Origin of the sequence: Pseudoalteromonas sp. CO109Y, assembly GCF_004208935.1 — a bacterium.
Taxonomy (GTDB): Bacteria; Pseudomonadota; Gammaproteobacteria; order Enterobacterales; family Alteromonadaceae; genus Pseudoalteromonas; species Pseudoalteromonas shioyasakiensis.
Window position 1 is genome coordinate 404,377 of sequence record NZ_SGPD01000027.1, and the last position, 16,814, is coordinate 421,190.

General features: G+C 41.7%; 13 protein-coding genes and 6 tRNA genes. 5 read left to right on the plus strand and 14 right to left on the minus strand.

Annotation, left to right across the window (positions count from 1 at the left end; genetic code table 11):
• Window positions 1-9: 9 nt before the first annotated feature.
• The 3 genes from holA to leuS are packed head-to-tail and all read right to left on the minus strand — an operon-like array spanning window position 10 to window position 4,128.
• Window positions 10-1,050: a DNA polymerase III subunit delta gene (gene holA / locus EXT43_RS11660; RefSeq protein ID WP_130167029.1), complete on the minus strand. Its 1,041-nt coding sequence runs from the start codon at window positions 1,048-1,050 to the stop codon at window positions 10-12.
• Window positions 1,050-1,538: an LPS assembly lipoprotein LptE gene (lptE, locus tag EXT43_RS11665; RefSeq protein WP_062564351.1), complete on the minus strand. Its 489-nt coding sequence runs from the start codon at window positions 1,536-1,538 to the stop codon at window positions 1,050-1,052. Before lptE ends, holA begins: the two co-directional genes overlap by 1 nt.
• Before the next feature lies 1 nt (window position 1,539).
• Complete coding sequence (leuS, locus tag EXT43_RS11670) at window positions 1,540-4,128, minus strand: leucine--tRNA ligase (protein ID WP_130167030.1); 2,589 nt, start codon at window positions 4,126-4,128, stop codon at window positions 1,540-1,542.
• Window positions 4,129-4,314: 186 nt separating this feature from the next.
• Here leuS and EXT43_RS11675 point away from each other — a divergent pair, with 186 nt between their 5' ends.
• From EXT43_RS11675 to EXT43_RS11690, 4 genes are all read left to right on the plus strand, one after another.
• Window positions 4,315-4,773 carry a zinc ribbon-containing protein gene (locus tag EXT43_RS11675; RefSeq protein ID WP_054551664.1) on the plus strand — a complete coding sequence of 153 codons (459 nt, stop codon included), beginning with the start codon at window positions 4,315-4,317 and terminating at the stop codon, window positions 4,771-4,773.
• Window positions 4,774-4,842: 69 nt separating this feature from the next.
• The gene (locus EXT43_RS11680) at window positions 4,843-7,245 is read left to right on the plus strand and encodes an ATP-binding protein (protein WP_055196909.1); all 2,403 of its coding nucleotides are present in this window, start codon (window positions 4,843-4,845) and stop codon (window positions 7,243-7,245) included.
• Entirely contained in the window at window positions 7,242-7,718 is a 477-nt protein-coding gene (locus EXT43_RS11685; RefSeq protein WP_063527285.1) for an FKBP-type peptidyl-prolyl cis-trans isomerase, read from the plus strand. Before EXT43_RS11680 ends, EXT43_RS11685 begins: the two co-directional genes overlap by 4 nt.
• A gap of 356 nt (window positions 7,719-8,074) precedes the next feature.
• Window positions 8,075-8,989: a hypothetical protein gene (locus EXT43_RS11690; RefSeq protein ID WP_130167031.1), complete on the plus strand. Its 915-nt coding sequence runs from the start codon at window positions 8,075-8,077 to the stop codon at window positions 8,987-8,989.
• A gap of 51 nt (window positions 8,990-9,040) precedes the next feature.
• Here the strand turns inward: EXT43_RS11690 and lnt are convergent, their stop codons facing one another.
• Genes lnt through miaB form a run of 5 tightly spaced genes read right to left on the minus strand, consistent with a single transcriptional unit; the run spans window position 9,041 to window position 14,481 of the window.
• Window positions 9,041-10,594 carry an apolipoprotein N-acyltransferase gene (gene lnt / locus EXT43_RS11695; RefSeq protein ID WP_171037165.1) on the minus strand — a complete coding sequence of 518 codons (1,554 nt, stop codon included), beginning with the start codon at window positions 10,592-10,594 and terminating at the stop codon, window positions 9,041-9,043.
• A complete protein-coding gene (corC, locus tag EXT43_RS11700) occupies window positions 10,575-11,459 on the minus strand; it encodes a CNNM family magnesium/cobalt transport protein CorC (protein ID WP_054551660.1) in 885 nt (294 codons plus the stop codon). The genes lnt and corC overlap by 20 nt, the downstream gene beginning before the upstream one ends.
• Window positions 11,460-11,481: 22 nt before the next feature.
• Window positions 11,482-11,937 (minus strand): rRNA maturation RNase YbeY, encoded by a 456-nt coding sequence (gene ybeY / locus EXT43_RS11705; RefSeq protein ID WP_054551659.1) that lies wholly within the window; start codon window positions 11,935-11,937, stop codon window positions 11,482-11,484.
• Entirely contained in the window at window positions 11,934-12,986 is a 1,053-nt protein-coding gene (locus EXT43_RS11710; protein WP_054551658.1) for a PhoH family protein, read from the minus strand. Before EXT43_RS11710 ends, ybeY begins: the two co-directional genes overlap by 4 nt.
• A gap of 49 nt (window positions 12,987-13,035) precedes the next feature.
• Entirely contained in the window at window positions 13,036-14,481 is a 1,446-nt protein-coding gene (miaB, locus tag EXT43_RS11715; protein ID WP_054551657.1) for a tRNA (N6-isopentenyl adenosine(37)-C2)-methylthiotransferase MiaB, read from the minus strand.
• A 258-nt stretch (window positions 14,482-14,739) separates the two neighbouring features.
• Here miaB and EXT43_RS11720 point away from each other — a divergent pair, with 258 nt between their 5' ends.
• Window positions 14,740-15,909, plus strand: coding sequence for an FAD-dependent oxidoreductase (locus EXT43_RS11720; RefSeq protein ID WP_130167033.1), 1,170 nt, complete (start codon window positions 14,740-14,742; stop codon window positions 15,907-15,909).
• Between the two features lie 161 nt (window positions 15,910-16,070).
• On the opposite strand, the gene EXT43_RS11725 is transcribed toward EXT43_RS11720, so the two are convergent.
• From EXT43_RS11725 to EXT43_RS11750, 6 genes are all read right to left on the minus strand, one after another.
• Window positions 16,071-16,145 (minus strand) — tRNA-Gln (locus EXT43_RS11725).
• Between the two features lie 40 nt (window positions 16,146-16,185).
• Window positions 16,186-16,270: transfer RNA gene (locus EXT43_RS11730), tRNA-Leu, on the minus strand.
• Window positions 16,271-16,341: 71 nt separating this feature from the next.
• A tRNA-Gln gene (locus EXT43_RS11735) sits at window positions 16,342-16,416 on the minus strand.
• A gap of 40 nt (window positions 16,417-16,456) precedes the next feature.
• Window positions 16,457-16,541 (minus strand) — tRNA-Leu (locus EXT43_RS11740).
• 71 nt (window positions 16,542-16,612) lie between these two features.
• Window positions 16,613-16,687, minus strand: a tRNA-Gln gene (locus EXT43_RS11745).
• A 40-nt stretch (window positions 16,688-16,727) separates the two neighbouring features.
• Window positions 16,728-16,812: transfer RNA gene (locus EXT43_RS11750), tRNA-Leu, on the minus strand.
• Window positions 16,813-16,814: the final 2 nt, after the last annotated feature.

Sequence of the window (16,814 nt, forward strand, 5' to 3'; positions counted from 1 at the left end):
TTGTTACTCTTAGTCAAAGACCGGGTGGCAAGGTAAAGGTATCGCCACAGGTTGGCAAAACACTAAGCATATTTGCATTAATGCTTGGTAGGGGGCTACAAGGTTGCCTTGTTTATATGCGGCATCAAACTGAGCTAATTGTTTGGTAATTTGTTCGAGTACTTGGATGTTCAAGCGATTTAAGGCCTGTTGCACAACAGCTTGTTGGTTTTTCCAAATATTATACTTTTTGTATAAATCAGCCATATTGGCACCATTCAAGCGCCCGTGTTGCATAGCCAGTAAGTTAGCTGCTTCTTTATTGATGGCCCAAAAAATACTCATGGCTTCAGTGTTATCAGCAGCCAGTTTAGTCATTACTTTAACCGCTTGTTCGACGTGGCCATTTAATAAAGCATCACTTAAATCAAAAATATCAAATTTTGACTGATTCAGTAGCCCTTGCATAACGGCTTGCTGGTCAATTAGCTCACTACCATAAAGCAAAGATAGCTTTTCTAACTCTTGATGACAGGCAAGTAAATTTCCTTCTGTGGCATCAATTAAGCTTTGTTTCGCGTTGTTATGAAGATTTAAGTTTAAACGGTAGCATTGCTCATCTAACCAGCGGCTCAGGTGATTACCTGTTAATGGGTAACAAGGAACAAATAAGCCTTGCTTATCGAGGGCTTTAAACCAAGCACTGCGTTGAATATCTTGGCTGGCTTTGGCACCTTTTAAAACCAAAATAGTATCGGGATTAGCAAGCTCAACAAGCTGCTTAAAGATTTGACTGCCTTGCGTACCAGGTTTTTGCTCGTTTAAATCAAACTCAATTAAGGTACGAGCGCTGAACAGTGACATACTTTGGTATTGAGCAACAATTTCTTGCCAATCAAAACCCGGCATTAAGGTAAATTTGATTACCTCGTCAAAGCCTTGCTGTTTAGCTACTTGACGAATTTGCATGATGCACTGAGCAATTTGATAAGGCTCTTCACCAAACACCATGTAAAAAGGCGCGAGGCCTTTTTTTAACTGGCTAGGAAGCTGGTTTGCATAACAACGCATTACAGTTGTGATAACTCACGAACAATACGACGACTCGCTTGCTTACGAATTTCGCCTAATAGCAAATCAAGCTCTTTTGCTTTTGCAAGGGCATTGTCTGGGTCGTCTTGGTAGTTACGATACAATTCAAAGCTTTGATTAATCGCTTTTTGTCCAGGGCGCTTCAGGGTGTAGCTTACGCTGTAGGCAAGTTCATATTCAGCAACCTGACCATTATCAAACAATGACAGAATTTGACGCTCTAAACGATCTCTGTGGATCTTTAACTCTGGATGTTTACCAACTTGGTTAAGCTCAACTTTACTCGCAATCAGCTCTTTTTCGACTAATTCGAATAATGCTGACTTTTCATCATCACCAACAAGGGTGATTACTTTCAAGTCGTCAGGCAAGTTAGAGGCTTTCTTTAAGTGAAAGCCACAACTTGTCAGCAGTAAACAGACTAGCGCAAGGGCTAGTCCGTTTTTCAGTGCTTGAAGCGCTGCCATCTTAGTTAGCAACCACGTTAAGTAGTTTGCCAGGTACGTAAATTACTTTACGGATAGTTGCGCCTTCAGTGAACTTAGTCACGTTTTCTTCAGCAAATGCTAATGCTTCAACTTGCTCTTTGGTTGCATCAGCAGGCACTGTTAACTTAGCACGTAGCTTACCGTTAACTTGTACAATGATTAGCTTCTCATCTTCAACAAGTGCTGACTCATCAACTGTTGGCCATGCTGCATCTAAGATGTCGCCTTCTTTGCCAAGGTCTTGCCATAACTGGTGACACATGTGCGGTGTGATAGGCGCAAGCATGATAAGTAATGCTTCAAGTGCTTCGTTAGCAATTGCCACATCTTGTTTATCAGCAAGTGGTGCCTTAAGTAACTTGTTCGAGATTTCCATGATAGCAGCGATTGCAGTGTTGAACGTTTGACGACGTTCAACGTCATCAGTCACTTTTGCAATTGCTTTATGAAGTTCACGACGAAGAACTTTTTGGTCGTTGTTTAATGCTGATTTATCAAGCGATTGGTAGCCTACTGTTTCTACATCAACAGCGTATTTCCAAATACGTTTTAAGAAACGCATTGCACCTTCAACACCTGAATCAGACCATTCAAGAGTTTGCTCTGGTGGTGCTGTAAACATCATGAATAAACGAACTGTATCTGCACCGTACTCGGCAATAACTTGTTGCGGGTCGATACCGTTGTTTTTCGATTTCGACATTTTGCTCATGCCCGCAGAGAATACCGGCTCGCCATCTTCTTTGTGCCACGCTTTAACAACACGACCTTTGTCGTCTGTTTCAGTTTGTACGTCTGTTGGTGAAATCCAGATATCACCGCCTTTCTCATCTTTACGATAGAAAGTATCAGCTAGTACCATGCCTTGACATAATAAGCGCTCAAATGGCTCATCTGAGTTTACTAAACCAAAGTCACGTAATAGTTTGTGGAAGAAACGCGAGTAAAGTAAGTGCAAGATTGCATGCTCAATACCACCAATGTATTGGTTTACTGGTAACCAGTAATTGGCAGCACCTGGCTCGATCATGCCTTCGTCAAAACGTGGGCTACAGTAACGAGCGTAGTACCAAGACGATTCCATGAAGGTATCGAAGGTATCAGTTTCGTGGAATGCAGGCGCGCCATTTACAGTTGTTTTAGCCCACTCAGGATCAGCTTTGATTGGTGAAGTCACACCATTCATTACTACGTCTTCTGGTAAGCGAACCGGTAGCATGTCTTCTGTTGCAGAAAGCTCATCACCATTTTCGTCGCTAAGCATTGGGATTGGAGAACCCCAGTAACGCTGACGGCTAACACCCCAGTCACGTAGACGGAAATTAACTTTACGCTCACCTACACCCAGCGCTTCTAGTTTGTCTGCAACGGCATTAAATGCTGCTTCAAACTCAAGACCATCGAACTCACCTGAGTTAACTAACACGCCTTTTTTTGTGTATGCTTGGTTGTCTAAATCAACCGTTTCTTCAGAGCCTGCAGCTGGTGCGATAACTTGGGCAATTTCAAGGCCATAAGCTGATGCGAACTCGTAGTCACGTTGGTCATGTGCAGGAACAGCCATAACTGCGCCTGAGCCGTAATCCATTAATACAAAGTTAGCAACCCAAATCGGTACTTGCTTACCTGTTAATGGGTGAATCGCATAAAAGCCAGTTGCAATGCCTTTTTTGTCCATGGTTGCCATGTCTGCTTCAGCGATTTTCGTGTTTTTACACTCATCAACAAACATAGCTACAGCGTCGCTGTTTTTAGCGGCTTCTTGTGCAATTGGGTGACCTGCAGCAACTGCTACGTAAGTCACACCCATGAAGGTATCTGGGCGCGTTGTATAAACACTGAATGTATCTTCGTTATCTGCACGCTTAAATTCGATTTCTAAACCTTCAGAGCGACCAATCCAGTTGCGCTGCATGGTTTTAACTTGCTCAGGCCAGTGATCAAGTTTATCTAAATCGTCTAGTAGCTCTTGTGCGTAATCAGTGATTTTGATGAACCATTGTGGAATTTCTTTTTGCTCAACAATAGCACCTGAACGCCAACCACGACCATCAATAACTTGTTCGTTAGCAAGTACAGTTTGGTCAACTGGATCCCAGTTTACTGTTGACATCTTTTTGTATACTAAGCCTTTTTCGTAAAGCTTAGTGAAGAACCACTGTTCCCATTTGTAGTATTCTGGGTGACATGTTGCGATTTCACGATCCCAATCATAACCAAAGCCTAATTGCTTTAACTGGTCGCGCATGTAATCGATGTTTTCGTAAGTCCACTTAGCAGGTGCTGTGTTGTTTTTGATTGCCGCATTTTCAGCAGGTAGACCAAACGCATCCCAACCCATAGGTTGCATTACGTTTTTGCCTTGCAAGCGTTGGAAGCGTGATACTACGTCACCAATGGTGTAGTTACGAACGTGACCCATGTGGAGTCGGCCGCTTGGGTATGGGAACATAGATAGGCAGTAATACTTTTCTTTGCTCTCATCTTCAGTGACTTTAAATACTTGGTTTTCTTCCCAGTAGGCTTGTACTTTTGACTCAATGTCTTGCGGGTTATATTGCTCTTGCATCTACGATTCCAGACTTCTTGCAAATTAATAAAAAATTGTCGATAAGGATAACTCAAAATACATGCTAATCACAGCGGCAAATAGGCGCTTTTGTTAATTTTCCAAGGAAATATATTTTCAGGGCAGGTTAACCTATACTCAACTAGAATAACGGTTGATTTTTCATCATTTTTGAAGGAGTAAACGATGGCAGATTATAAATCTTGGCTTAGCGATTTAAGTGCATGGCTTAAAGACGTAAAAGATCATGAGCTAAAAGATGCAATGGAAAAATTTGTTGAGTCAGAGCAGGCACTTAAAGACTTAGGACAAGAAAAGCTTAATCAGTATCGTGACTATCTGCAGCGCGATATCGACCACATCAAAGAAAACGACAGTCACTATGATTCACTCGCATGGCTAGAGCTTAAAGAATCGCTTTGGTATGAGTTATCGCACATTGAAGATAAAACCCAACTCGAATGGCAAGCCTTAAACCAAGATTTTCAACATAATGGTGTTTATCAAGAGGGAGAATGGATAGCCATGGGCACATTAGTATGTAAAAATTGTCAGCATAGTTACGATGTTTACCATGCTACGCAAATTACTCCTTGTACTGAATGTGGCGGTATTTATTTTCGCCGTAAGGCATTACAACCTTAATCAGTGACGCAGGCTTGTGCTGGGCGTTACCTATAATGCCCAGTCAAGACTGGGAAATAAGAAGTTAGAATGACAAAAAAACTAATCCCTCTACCTATTTCTGCGTTAGCGCCTAAGATTGCCGCAAGTCATGTTGCGACTTGTATGCAAAACCCATATCCAGAAGCGTTGCCATTTATTGGTCAACAACGTGCACAAAGTGCCCTCGACTTTTCACTTGGAATGGAATTACCGGGTTACAATGTTTATGTGATGGGTGAAGCGGCTCATGGTCGTTACACCTTAGTAAAAGACAAACTCACAGCCCATTCAAAAGACCGCCCAACGCCTAATGAGTGGTTGTATGTTAACAACTATGATGACCACCGCGAGCCAATCGCGTTATTTATGCAAGCAGGTCAATCAAAGCAATTAGCTGACGATATAGATTCATTTATCGACGAAGTACTTGATACATTCCCAGCAGCTTTTGATAACCCAGGTTATCAGCGCAAGAAAAAGTCAATCGACCGTGAGTTTACAGATACTTACGATGCGGCAATTACTGCTGTTGAAATTGCAGCACTTGAGCAAAGCGTAGCATTGATTGAAGAAAATGGTGTTGTGGGATTTGCGCCTTTAGTGAATGGTAAACAACTGAGCGACAGTGAATTTGCAGCCCTTGATGAGCCACTGCGTATTGAATTTTATGAGGTTATCGAAAAGCTTGAAGACGCGTTAATCGAAGCATTAATTGAGCTTCCTCGCTGGAAACGAGAGTCATCTGAAAAACTGCGTAACCTTAAAAAATCAACTGCTGAGCTTGCCACTAAGCCACTAATCAAAGCCCTTGAACATAAATACGCGACGCACATAGGTGTATTGCGTTATTTAAAAGATATTCGTGAAGAAATCATTGATGCGGTACTTGAATGGCTCGACGATGATGAAAACGACGAAAACAAAGAAGACTTTGACCGTAAAGGGATGCTCACAGACTTCTTTGCACCAAATATTCTAGTTGAATACAAAGAGGGCGATGCAGCCCCTGTGGTGTATGAGCCGAATCCGACTTTTGGCAATATTTTCGGCAAAATTGAATATGCGACTTCGCAAGGCTCGCTTATCACCAGTTACCGCTCAATTCAGCCAGGTGCACTGCACCGTGCTAATGGTGGTTATTTGATTATGGATGCTGAAAAAGTCATGGCGAACCCACAAGTGTGGGATGGCCTTAAGCTTTCTTTAAAAACGCATCAAATCAAAAACGACTTACCCTATCAAGACAGCTCTGTGGGAAGTAGCTTTACGTTACGTCCTCAGCTTATTCCTCTTGATGTAAAAATAGTGCTGCTAGGCTCTCGCGACCTTTATTACACCATTGGTGAATATGACGAAGAGTTTGCAGAGTTATTCCGTGTACTTGCTGACTTTGATTATTACTTGCCAAGTAGCGATAAACTGCAATATCAGTTTATTACCAAGGTGACTGAATATTGTCAGCAAACACTCAATTGCACTGTAAATGAAGCGGCTATGGCGAGGTTATTAAAGTTTAGTTATCGCCAAGCTGAGCACCATAACAAGCTCTCAGCTCGCTTTGCAGATGTATTAGAGTTAGTGGCAGAAGCCAGTTTTTATGCCAAACAAGATGGCCAAACAGTGATTGATGCTCATCACATAGATGAAGCCATTGTTGGTAAGCAATACCGTACAGGGCAAATTTCTGAAACCATGCTGAGTGATATCAAAGAGGGGCAAATTTTAATTGCAACCGAAGGTCACGCAGTGGGCAAAGTAAATGGCTTAACTGTGCTACATATTGGCGATACCTCATTTGGTACACCTGCACGCATTACAGCCACTGTATACGCGGGTGCAGATGGCGTTATTGACGTTGAACGTGAAGCCGAGCTGGGTAAAGCCATTCACTCAAAAGGGGTGATGCTATTAACTGGTTACTTAGGTAATAAATATGCTCAGCAATTTAGCCTAACGCTCAGTGCCAATATCGCAATAGAGCAAAGCTATGGCTACATCGACGGTGATAGCGCCTCATTAGCAGAGCTGTGCGCGCTTATATCAGCCATTACAAACTTACCTATTAGCCAATCTATTGCACTGACAGGTTCAATTAACCAGCATGGTGATGTGCAATCAATTGGTGGCGTAAACGAGAAAATTGAAGGTTTCTTCAAACTTTGCAAAATGCGTGGCTTAACCGGTGAGCAAGGGGTGATTATTCCTAAATCAAACCAAGTTAATTTAGTGCTTGATGACGAAGTACTCGATGCCGTTGAAAAAGGGCGCTTTAATATTTATGCCGTTGAAACCGTTGATCAAGCACTGAGCTTATTAATGGATAAAGACGCAGGTGAAATGACCGCAGAAGGTTACCCTGAAGGTTCTATTAACGCGCTAGCCTTAGCAAGGCTTGCCAATATTGCAGATATCGTAAATGGCGACAATGATGATGAGAAGGACGCAGAATGATTAATTTAATACTTTTACTGATCATTGGTACTTTTTGTTTTTTAATTTTTAAAAACAGTAAAAAGGCGAAGCTACAAGCCCTTGAAAATGAAAAACTCGCCGCCGACTTTTTAGCGAACAATAGTAAAGCTGACGATGTTCATGAAACCGCATCTGGGCTGCAATACAAAATTGAGCAAAGTTCAGGGAATGACACAAAGCCAAGTGCAACCAGTAAAGTAAAGGTTCACTATCATGGCACGCTTATGGATGGCAGTGTTTTTGACAGTTCAGTGGTAAGAAATTCGCCAATCAGCTTTGGTTTAAATCAAGTCATTGCAGGTTGGACCGAAGGCTTACAGCTAATGAACGAAGGGGATAAGTTTACCTTTTATATCCCGCCTCAGCTTGCTTACGGCCGTAAACGCGTCGGCAGCATTCCAGCAGGTTCGCTACTTATATTTGATGTAGAGTTGATTAAGATAGAATCTTAAAATGTTAAAAAGGCTTCATCATGAAGCCTTTTTTAATTGCCTGCTAAAGTAGTTGAACAGATTTACCTCAATGCAAACATTATTAAATGTAAAGTAGCTGAGACTTTTAAAGTAATTTGCTCTTTCGAACATGCACGTTGCAGTGTAATAACTAGTTAATCTTGCGTTGACAAAATTGCTCGGTCGCTATAAAAGGTCTACAGTACCCTTTTAGGGTATTTTATTTGCGCTGAAGTAGTAAAGCCTCATCTCATTTTTTAAAATGAACTTCTATAGCCCATAGAAAACCTTCAGAAAATTAGGTTGTTTCTTGTATTTTGGTTATTTTAAAGTTGTATTAATAAAAGGATTTTTGAATGTACAAACTTATATTATTGTTTATTATTTTTTCGGGAATATCCTTGCCTGCTTTTGGTCAGGCAGAAGTTGAAATCTGCAATAATTGCTCTCAAAGTCAAAAAGACAAGGTTGCAAGGCTAAGCGTTAACTCTGATACTAAAGCTGTCATTGTGGTCGATATGATTAATGAAACAGCATTAAAATATGATACTAACTACATTGAAGATCGTTATGGTGAGCCAGTAGTTAGTGTTTCTTTGTCTGAGCTTAGTAATGATGAAGCTTTTGATTTAGACCTTCTCTATGAATACCGCAAAGAGTTAGTACGTGTAATAACGCGTGCTTCTGAAAAGAGTATGCTTAAAAATGCGCAAAGTACTCAACGTAATATATCGACTCCTAAGTATACTAATTCCAATGTAAATGATAATTCTCCGATAGGAAAGGGGATTGAAGTCAAGGGAAGTCCCTATGACTTTTTGCTTGCCAGTTATTTTAGAAATGATGTTTATGACTTTTATTTTGCGGGTGAGACATTAGCTTTAACAAAAATATTATTACCAACTAAGGGAACAATTAAATTTCCGAATATGAATAAGTTAAAGCTATATGTTCGTATAAACTTTTATAGTGATGATTTGGCTAAAAGCCTAAATGGTTTTGTTAGCGTAACACTAAACCCAGTAATTAAGTCATTTAATATTTTAGGTGGGCGGGATGGATTTAAAAACTCAATTCCTTTGAACCAAGACGAAATTAGTGGTCATGATTTTATATTCGCAAATGCTAAGAGCGAAGATAAAAATGAGAGCGAAAGAAATGAACACGCCAAGTTTGAAAGATGCTCCAGCTCACTAGAAGGAGGAGTTAGCTGCCGAGTTGTGGAAACCAAAACGAAGGGAAATAAAAAAATATACACTTATCAATGCTAGCGTTATAAGTTAAAGAGTGGAGTTACCACTCTTTAACTGTCGTCTAAACTTTTACTTGTTATTTTTAATCCTAGCAAGCACACCAACAGTACCGAGTAATATCACCACCGCCCACACAGGCCAATTGCCGTATTGGCTATAAATACTATCGCCTTTAATCAAAGTGATATTGGCCTCAAGTACATCAGCTTTAAATTGTGGCATAGCTAATTGTGATTTAGCGATAGGGTCGTAAACGGCGCTAATACCATTATTAGTAACACGAATTAGTGGGCGCTGTAACTCTAGGGCGCGCATACGCGCTATTTGCATGTGCTGATGCGGGCCATGTGAGTCACCAAACCATGCGTCGTTACTCACTGTGAATAAAATGTCGGAGTCACTGCGATAATTACCACGAACCAACTCAGAAAAGGCAATTTCATAGCAAATAGCCGGTAAAATATTTAAACCATTTGCGCGTAAATTGTTTTGCACTTCATCGCCGCGAGTGAAAGATGACATAGGTAAATCAAACAGTGGCGCAATTGGACGCAAGAAGTCCTGAAACGGCACAAACTCACCAATAGGTAATAACTGATGCTTTTGATAGCGGTTTTTACCTAAATATTGATAGTGGCCTTCACTGTCATCGTGTTCTTTTTTACCAAGCACTATTAAAGTATTAAAAATGTTACGCGTGTCGTATTGGTAATCAACGATACCGGTAATAAGCGCGGTGTCATTAAACGTTGCGGCACTATCAAGGCCTGTTAAATATTCGGTTGATAATGCTTCAAGCTCAGGCACCGCAGCTTCTGGCCAGACAATCAAATCAGCATTCCAATGCAGGCGAGTCATATCTTGGTATTTGCTCATAGTCGTCCAGAACTCAGACGGTTCAAAGCGAAGATGCTGTTTAATATTACCCTGCACTAGTACAGTTTTAATGGTTTTGTTTTGGTAGTGTAGCTGGTTGCTGCTTGCAATCGCATATAAGCCAGCAAATAGGGCTACAGAGACGATAAGAGGTTTACCATCTTTATTTGCTAGGCGATATAAAGCAAACGCAATTAATATACATACAAGCGTAATCCCAAACTCACCAATCACTGGGGCTAAAAAATTAAGTGGGCTGTCTGTTTGCGTGTAACCAAAACTCAGCCACGGAAAGCCCGTTAGCAATGTGCCACGTAAGTATTCTGTTGTTGCGATAGCGGCGAGCAACCAACATATAAAGCTATATGGGCCTGTAGCAAGGCGTGTTGCCAGCCAAGTAGCTAATGCAGGATAAAGGGCTAAATAAGCACAAAGCAGCACCATTAACGAAAGTGATGCGATTAATGGCATGCCACCAAAGGTCGCTATTGATACATGCACCCAGCTTATACCTGCACCAAACCAACCTAAACCAAATATAAAGCCATATTTAGCACTTTGTTTAGCGGCTAATTTACCGTTTGCGAGAGGGTTAATGCAGTAGAGTAGAGCACCAAGGGAAAGAAAAGTTATAAACCATAGGTTATAGGGTGCGTAACTTAAGGTTAAAAAGAGGCCCGCAACAAGTGCGAGCCAGGCTTTTTTATCTTTTGCAAGGTGACTTAGGTTAGTTAGCAGTTTCTTCACTGTCGTTATCATCAGCCTTTGGAATGGTGACTTGCAATTGTAAGATACGGCGGTTATCTGCGTTAGTGACTTTAAATTGTAAGCCTTCTACCTCGATTGTTTCACCACGGCTTGGCATGTGGCCAAATGCATGTAAAACAATACCACCTATGGTGTCAGCATCTGAGGTGCTGTAACCGGTTTTAAAATACTCATTAAAGTCATCAACTTCAGTCAGCGCTTGCACAGCGTAAACGTGTTTTGCAACTTGGCGAATATCTTGTAGGTCTTCACTTTCATCGTGCTCATCTTCGATTTCACCAACGATGATTTCAAGAATATCTTCGATAGTGACAAGACCAGACACACCACCATACTCATCAATAACAATCGCCATGTGGTAACGTTGTTGACGGAACTCATTAAGCAGCGTGTCTACACGTTTACTTTCAGGCACTACAACTGCAGGACGCAAATATTCACGTAAAGAAGGCAGTTGCTCATCTTTATTGATGATCAGTGGTAATAAATCTTTTGCTAATAAAATACCCTCAACATGGTCTTTGTCTTCACATACCACAGGAAAACGTGAATGTGTTGAATCAACCATCATAGGTAATAGCTCTTCTAATGGTGTATCAACCTCTAAGGTTACCATTTGCGAGCGTGGGATCATGATGTCCCGCACTTTCAGCTCTGATACACCTAGCACCCCTTCAATCATATCCTTGGTTTCAGGGTCGATAAGGTCGCGTTCTTGCGCATCGGCAATTACTTCTACCAGCTCTTCTCTATTCTGGGGTTCCCCTTGCAACATTTGGGCTATGCGGCCCAGCCACGTTTTGCCAGAAGAACCCTGGCTAGTTTGCGAGTTGTCGTCGCTCATTGCGTCTAATTGCTCCGTTAATTTAAATATCGTCTCGATATGGGTCAGCGATGTTCAGATCGGCAAGTAATTGCTTTTCTATGCTTTCCATTTCAAGTGCATCTTCGTCCTTTATATGGTCAAATCCAAGTAAATGCAAGCATCCATGGATAACCATATGGGCAAAATGGTCGTGAAAGGTTTTTTCTTGCTCAATTGATTCGGCTAAAACAATAGCCGGACAAATTATTAAATCACCTACTAAAGGTAACTCAATGCCCGGTGGTGCTTCAAATGGAAAAGATAAGACATTAGTCGGTTTATCTTTGCCGCGGTAATCATTGTTGAGCTGCTGGCTTTGTGCTTCATCACTGATCACTATAGTCAGCTCTGCATCTTCACGGTAGTTGCTAAGGGCTTTGTCAGCCCATAGCTGGAATTGTTCAAAGCTTGGTAAGTCGTCAAACTCACAGGCTATTTGTAAATCTAATTCGGTCACGAGTTTGCTTCTTGTTGGTTTGCTTGCGCTTCTTTCGCACGTTGCTTCTCTGCACGTTTTAAACGTTCTGCTTCATCGTTTCGCTCATAAGCTTCAACGATACGAGCAACAACCGGGTGGCGAACCACATCGTGTGATTGGAAGAAGTTAAAGCTAATTTCATCGACACCGTTTAATACTTCGATGGCATGACGTAGGCCTGAGCGGGCACCGCGCGGTAAATCGACTTGTGTAATATCACCCGTGATCACCGCTTTTGAATTAAAACCAATACGGGTTAAGAACATTTTCATTTGTTCTGCTGTGGTATTTTGGCTTTCATCGAGAATAATAAACGCGTCATTTAGCGTACGACCACGCATGTAAGCAAGGGGCGCAACTTCAATCACGTTTTTCTCAATTAGCTTTTCTACACGCTCAAAACCCAGCATTTCAAATAATGCATCGTATAAAGGGCGTAAATACGGGTCGATTTTTTGGCTTAAGTCACCCGGTAAAAAGCCTAGCTTTTCACCTGCTTCAACCGCAGGACGAGTTAATAAAATACGGCGAATTTCTTGACGCTCTAAGGCATCAACGGCTGCAGCAACCGCTAAATAAGTTTTACCTGTACCAGCAGGGCCAATACCAAAGGTAATATCGTGATGCAAAATATTTGCTACATACACGCCTTGATTATCATTGCGCGGTTTAATAACGCCACGGCGAGTTTTAATCACCATGTCTTTGCCATATACACCTGGGTTTTCATCTTGCTCTAGCGCATTTGATTCGCTAATTGCCAAATGTACGGCTTCAGGTTCAATCTCGCCAATCAGGCCGCGAATAGGTTGAGTTTCAATATAGAGGTTTTTTAGTATCTCAACAGCCGCAGCTGCAAGGTGCAGTTTACCGGTTACTCTGAAGAAATTATCACGGTGTGCAATCTCAACACCAAGGCGGCGTTCAATTTGCTTAATGTTTTCGTCAAACGGACCACATAAAGATGAAAGGCGTTTGTTGTCGGCGGGTTCTAAATAAATCTCTAATGTTTTTAACTGATTACTCAAAATTGCTTCCTATTGATGGGTGCAGGCTGTGCCTGCACCAAGTGTCACCCTAAGGTACGAAAGTAGCAACGCCAATTTCGTTAGGGGCCGTAGCGGCCTCAGCTTCAGCAGCTTTATTTAAAATAGCTGAAGGTGCCACATCACGGCGTAAGTTCATTTCTGATTCTGTACGAATTAATTCACCACGTAAAGAGTTTGGCAATGCTTCTGTAATACGTACATCAACGAATTGACCGATCACTGAGTGAGGGCCTTCAAAGTTAACCACTCGGTTATTCTCAGTACGGCCACGTAATTCCATTGGGTTCTTCTTAGAAGGACCTTCAACTAGGATACGCTGTTCGGTATCAAACATTTGGCGGCTGATTTGCTGCGCCATTTGCGTGATACGGTTTTGCAGAATGTATAAACGTTCTTTTTTCTCTTGCTCTGTTACGTCATCTGGTAAATCAGCAGCAGGCGTACCAGGGCGCGCACTGTAGATGAAGCTAAAGCTCATATCAAAACCAATGTCATTGATAAGGTTCATAGTTGCTTCAAAGTCTGCTTTGCTTTCGCCTGGGAAACCAATGATGAAGTCTGAAGACATGCTTAGGTTAGGGCGAATTTTACGTAACTTACGAATCGTAGATTTGTACTCGAGTGCAGTGTGACCACGCTTCATAAGGTTAAGAACACGGTCTGAACCACTTTGCACTGGTAAGTGTAGGTGGTCAACAAGCTCAGGTACGTCTGCATACGCATCAATGATATCTGGCGTAAATTCTACAGGATGCGACGTGGTATAACGAATACGGTCAATACCGTCAATCGCAGCGACATAACGTAATAGATCAGAGAAGTAACAAATTTCACCGTCGTGAGTTTCACCACGATACGCATTTACGTTTTGACCAAGTAGGTTTACTTCGCGAACACCTTGCTCTGCAAGTTGGGCAACTTCAAGTAATACGTCATCAAGAGGGCGGCTTACTTCTTCACCACGCGTATAAGGAACTACGCAGAATGTACAGTATTTAGAACAACCTTCCATAATTGATACAAACGCAGTTGGGCCTTCCGCTTTTGGCTCAGGTAAACGGTCGAACTTTTCAATCTCAGGGAATGAAACGTCAACTACCGAGCTGCTGTCGCCACTTTGCACTTGCTTAATCATTTCCGGTAAGCGGTGTAATGTTTGCGGGCCAAAGATTACATCAACAAACGGTGCACGTTGACGAATTGAGTCACCTTCTTGCGATGCAACACAGCCACCAACACCAATGATTAATTCTGGTTTGTCGTCTTTTAATAGTTTCCAACGGCCTAGCTGATGGAATACTTTCTCTTGTGCCTTTTCACGGATTGAACAGGTATTGAGTAAGATCACGTCAGCGTCTTCAGCTTCTTCAGTTAACTGATAGCCGTTAGTCGCATCTAGTAGATCAGCCATTTTCTGAGAGTCGTACTCGTTCATCTGACAACCCCAGGTTTTAATATGCAGCTTTTTACTCATTGAAATATAGCCTCGTTTTCAATTCGGTAGTGACACAAAAATGTGTTAGAAACAGGATTAAGTGGCAAGTATGCCGACTTAAAGGACGCGTATTTTAGCTGGATACCCGCACAGATCCAAGTATAGTTTTTATCTTTGTGGTGTGAAATCAAACAAGTCACTGTTTTGAAATTCATAAGCGGTAAATGCACTGACACGCAATATTGAATTACGTTACAATTTATCCCGTATTTAAATAGCCAAATGAGCGAATATTAAATGAATAAAAATAAGGTAATTGTTGTCGGTGGCGGCATGGTAGGTGCTGCTACTGCTGTAAAACTGGCCAAGCAGGGTAGGGATGTCACCGTTATTGAAAAGCACCTTATCGATGCTGATCAAATTTTAAGCTCAGATAAGGTAGATATTCGCATTTCGGCTATTAATCGTTTTTCAGAGAATTTACTTGATGAGCTTGGTGCAATGCCGTTGCTAAGACAAAATCGTATCGCACCTTATCAACAATTAGAGGCCTACCAGCAACAAGGCGAAAATTTATTGTTTGATAGCCATGAGATTGGCGAAACGCATTTAGGTCATTTAATCGAAAATAATTTAATTCAAGCAAGTCTTTGGCAGCAATTCGCCAAGTACAACATCGAAGTGATAGAGCAACTATCAGCCATTACGGATATTACTCAAACGGCTGATTCAATCACCTTACATTATGGCGATACTCAATATACCGCTGATTTAGTTGTTGCTGCAGATGGTGGACAGTCACAATTGCGGACTAAAGCTGGTTTAGGTGTAACGGGTTGGCAATATGGCCAGCATTGCATGGGCGTGTTAATCAAATTAGATGCCCCGCAGCAGGTAAAAACGTGGCAACAATTTACGCCAAGCGGCCCAGTAGCATTTTTACCGATGCAGGCGCCTTATGCTAATTTAATTTGTTATCACGAGGCTGCGGTTTTAAAGCAGTGGCAAAAGTTGTCGAATGAGCAACTTAAAGCAAAACTCATTGACCATTTTCCTGAGCTACCGGGCGACTTTGAATTACTTGAGCATGCTGTTTTTCCACTTGCACGCCAACACGCCAATGATTATTCGCACGGACGTTTAGTTTTAGTGGGTGATTCGGCGCACACAATTAACCCGCTTGCTGGGCAAGGTGTGAACCTAGGGTTTCAAGATGTTGTAGCACTGGCAGATATTTTGGCAGATCAACCTGATGTTGGTCAGCAAGCGTTATTAAAACGCTACGAGAAAAAACGCCGCCACGCTAATTTACTGATGATGAGCATGATGGATGCATGTTACTTTGGTTTTTCAAACGAGATTAAACCATTGAGCTGGGTGCGCAGTAAGTTTTTAAAGCTTGCTAATAACACAGGCCCTGCAAAGAACTGGGTTTTAAAGTACGCGATCAGCGGGACATTAAGTTAATCGTAAAAAATTAATCTTCAAAAGACAAAGAAGCGGGGTAATGAAAATTAGCCCGTTTTTTTGTGCTAATACTGAATATACTTTGGAGAAACTTGAAACTTGAAACTTGAAACTTGAAACTTGAAACTTGAAACTTGAAACTTGAAAGGGAAGTAAGTAGTTGGCTGGGATACCAGGATTTGAACCTGGGAATGGCAGGATCAAAACCTGCTGCCTTACCGCTTGGCGATATCCCAACAAAGAATAATTTGATAGTTTTGGTTCTTATCAAGAACATGGTGCGGAAGGAGAGACTTGAACTCTCACAACCGAAGTTACTGGAACCTAAATCCAGCGCGTCTACCAATTCCGCCACTCCCGCATCATTTGTACTAAAAGTACTGGTAGTTATTTTAGACTCTTCATTGAGTATTCTTTATCACTTTAAGAAAGTGGCTGGGATACCAGGATTTGAACCTGGGAATGGCAGGATCAAAACCTGCTGCCTTACCGCTTGGCGATATCCCAACAAAGAATAATTTGATAGTTTTGGTTCTTATCAAGAACATGGTGCGGAAGGAGAGACTTGAACTCTCACAACCGAAGTTACTGGAACCTAAATCCAGCGCGTCTACCAATTCCGCCACTCCCGCATCATTCGTACTAAAAGTACTGGTAGTTATTTTAAACTCTTCATTGAGTATTCTTTATCACTTTAAGAAAGTGGCTGGGATACCAGGATTTGAACCTGGGAATGGCAGGATCAAAACCTGCTGCCTTACCGCTTGGCGATATCCCAACAAAGAATAATTTGATAGTTTTGGTTCTTATCAAGAACATGGTGCGGAAGGAGAGACTTGAACTCTCACAACCGAAGTTACTGGAACCTAAATCCAGCGCGTCTACCAATTCCGCCACTCCCGCAT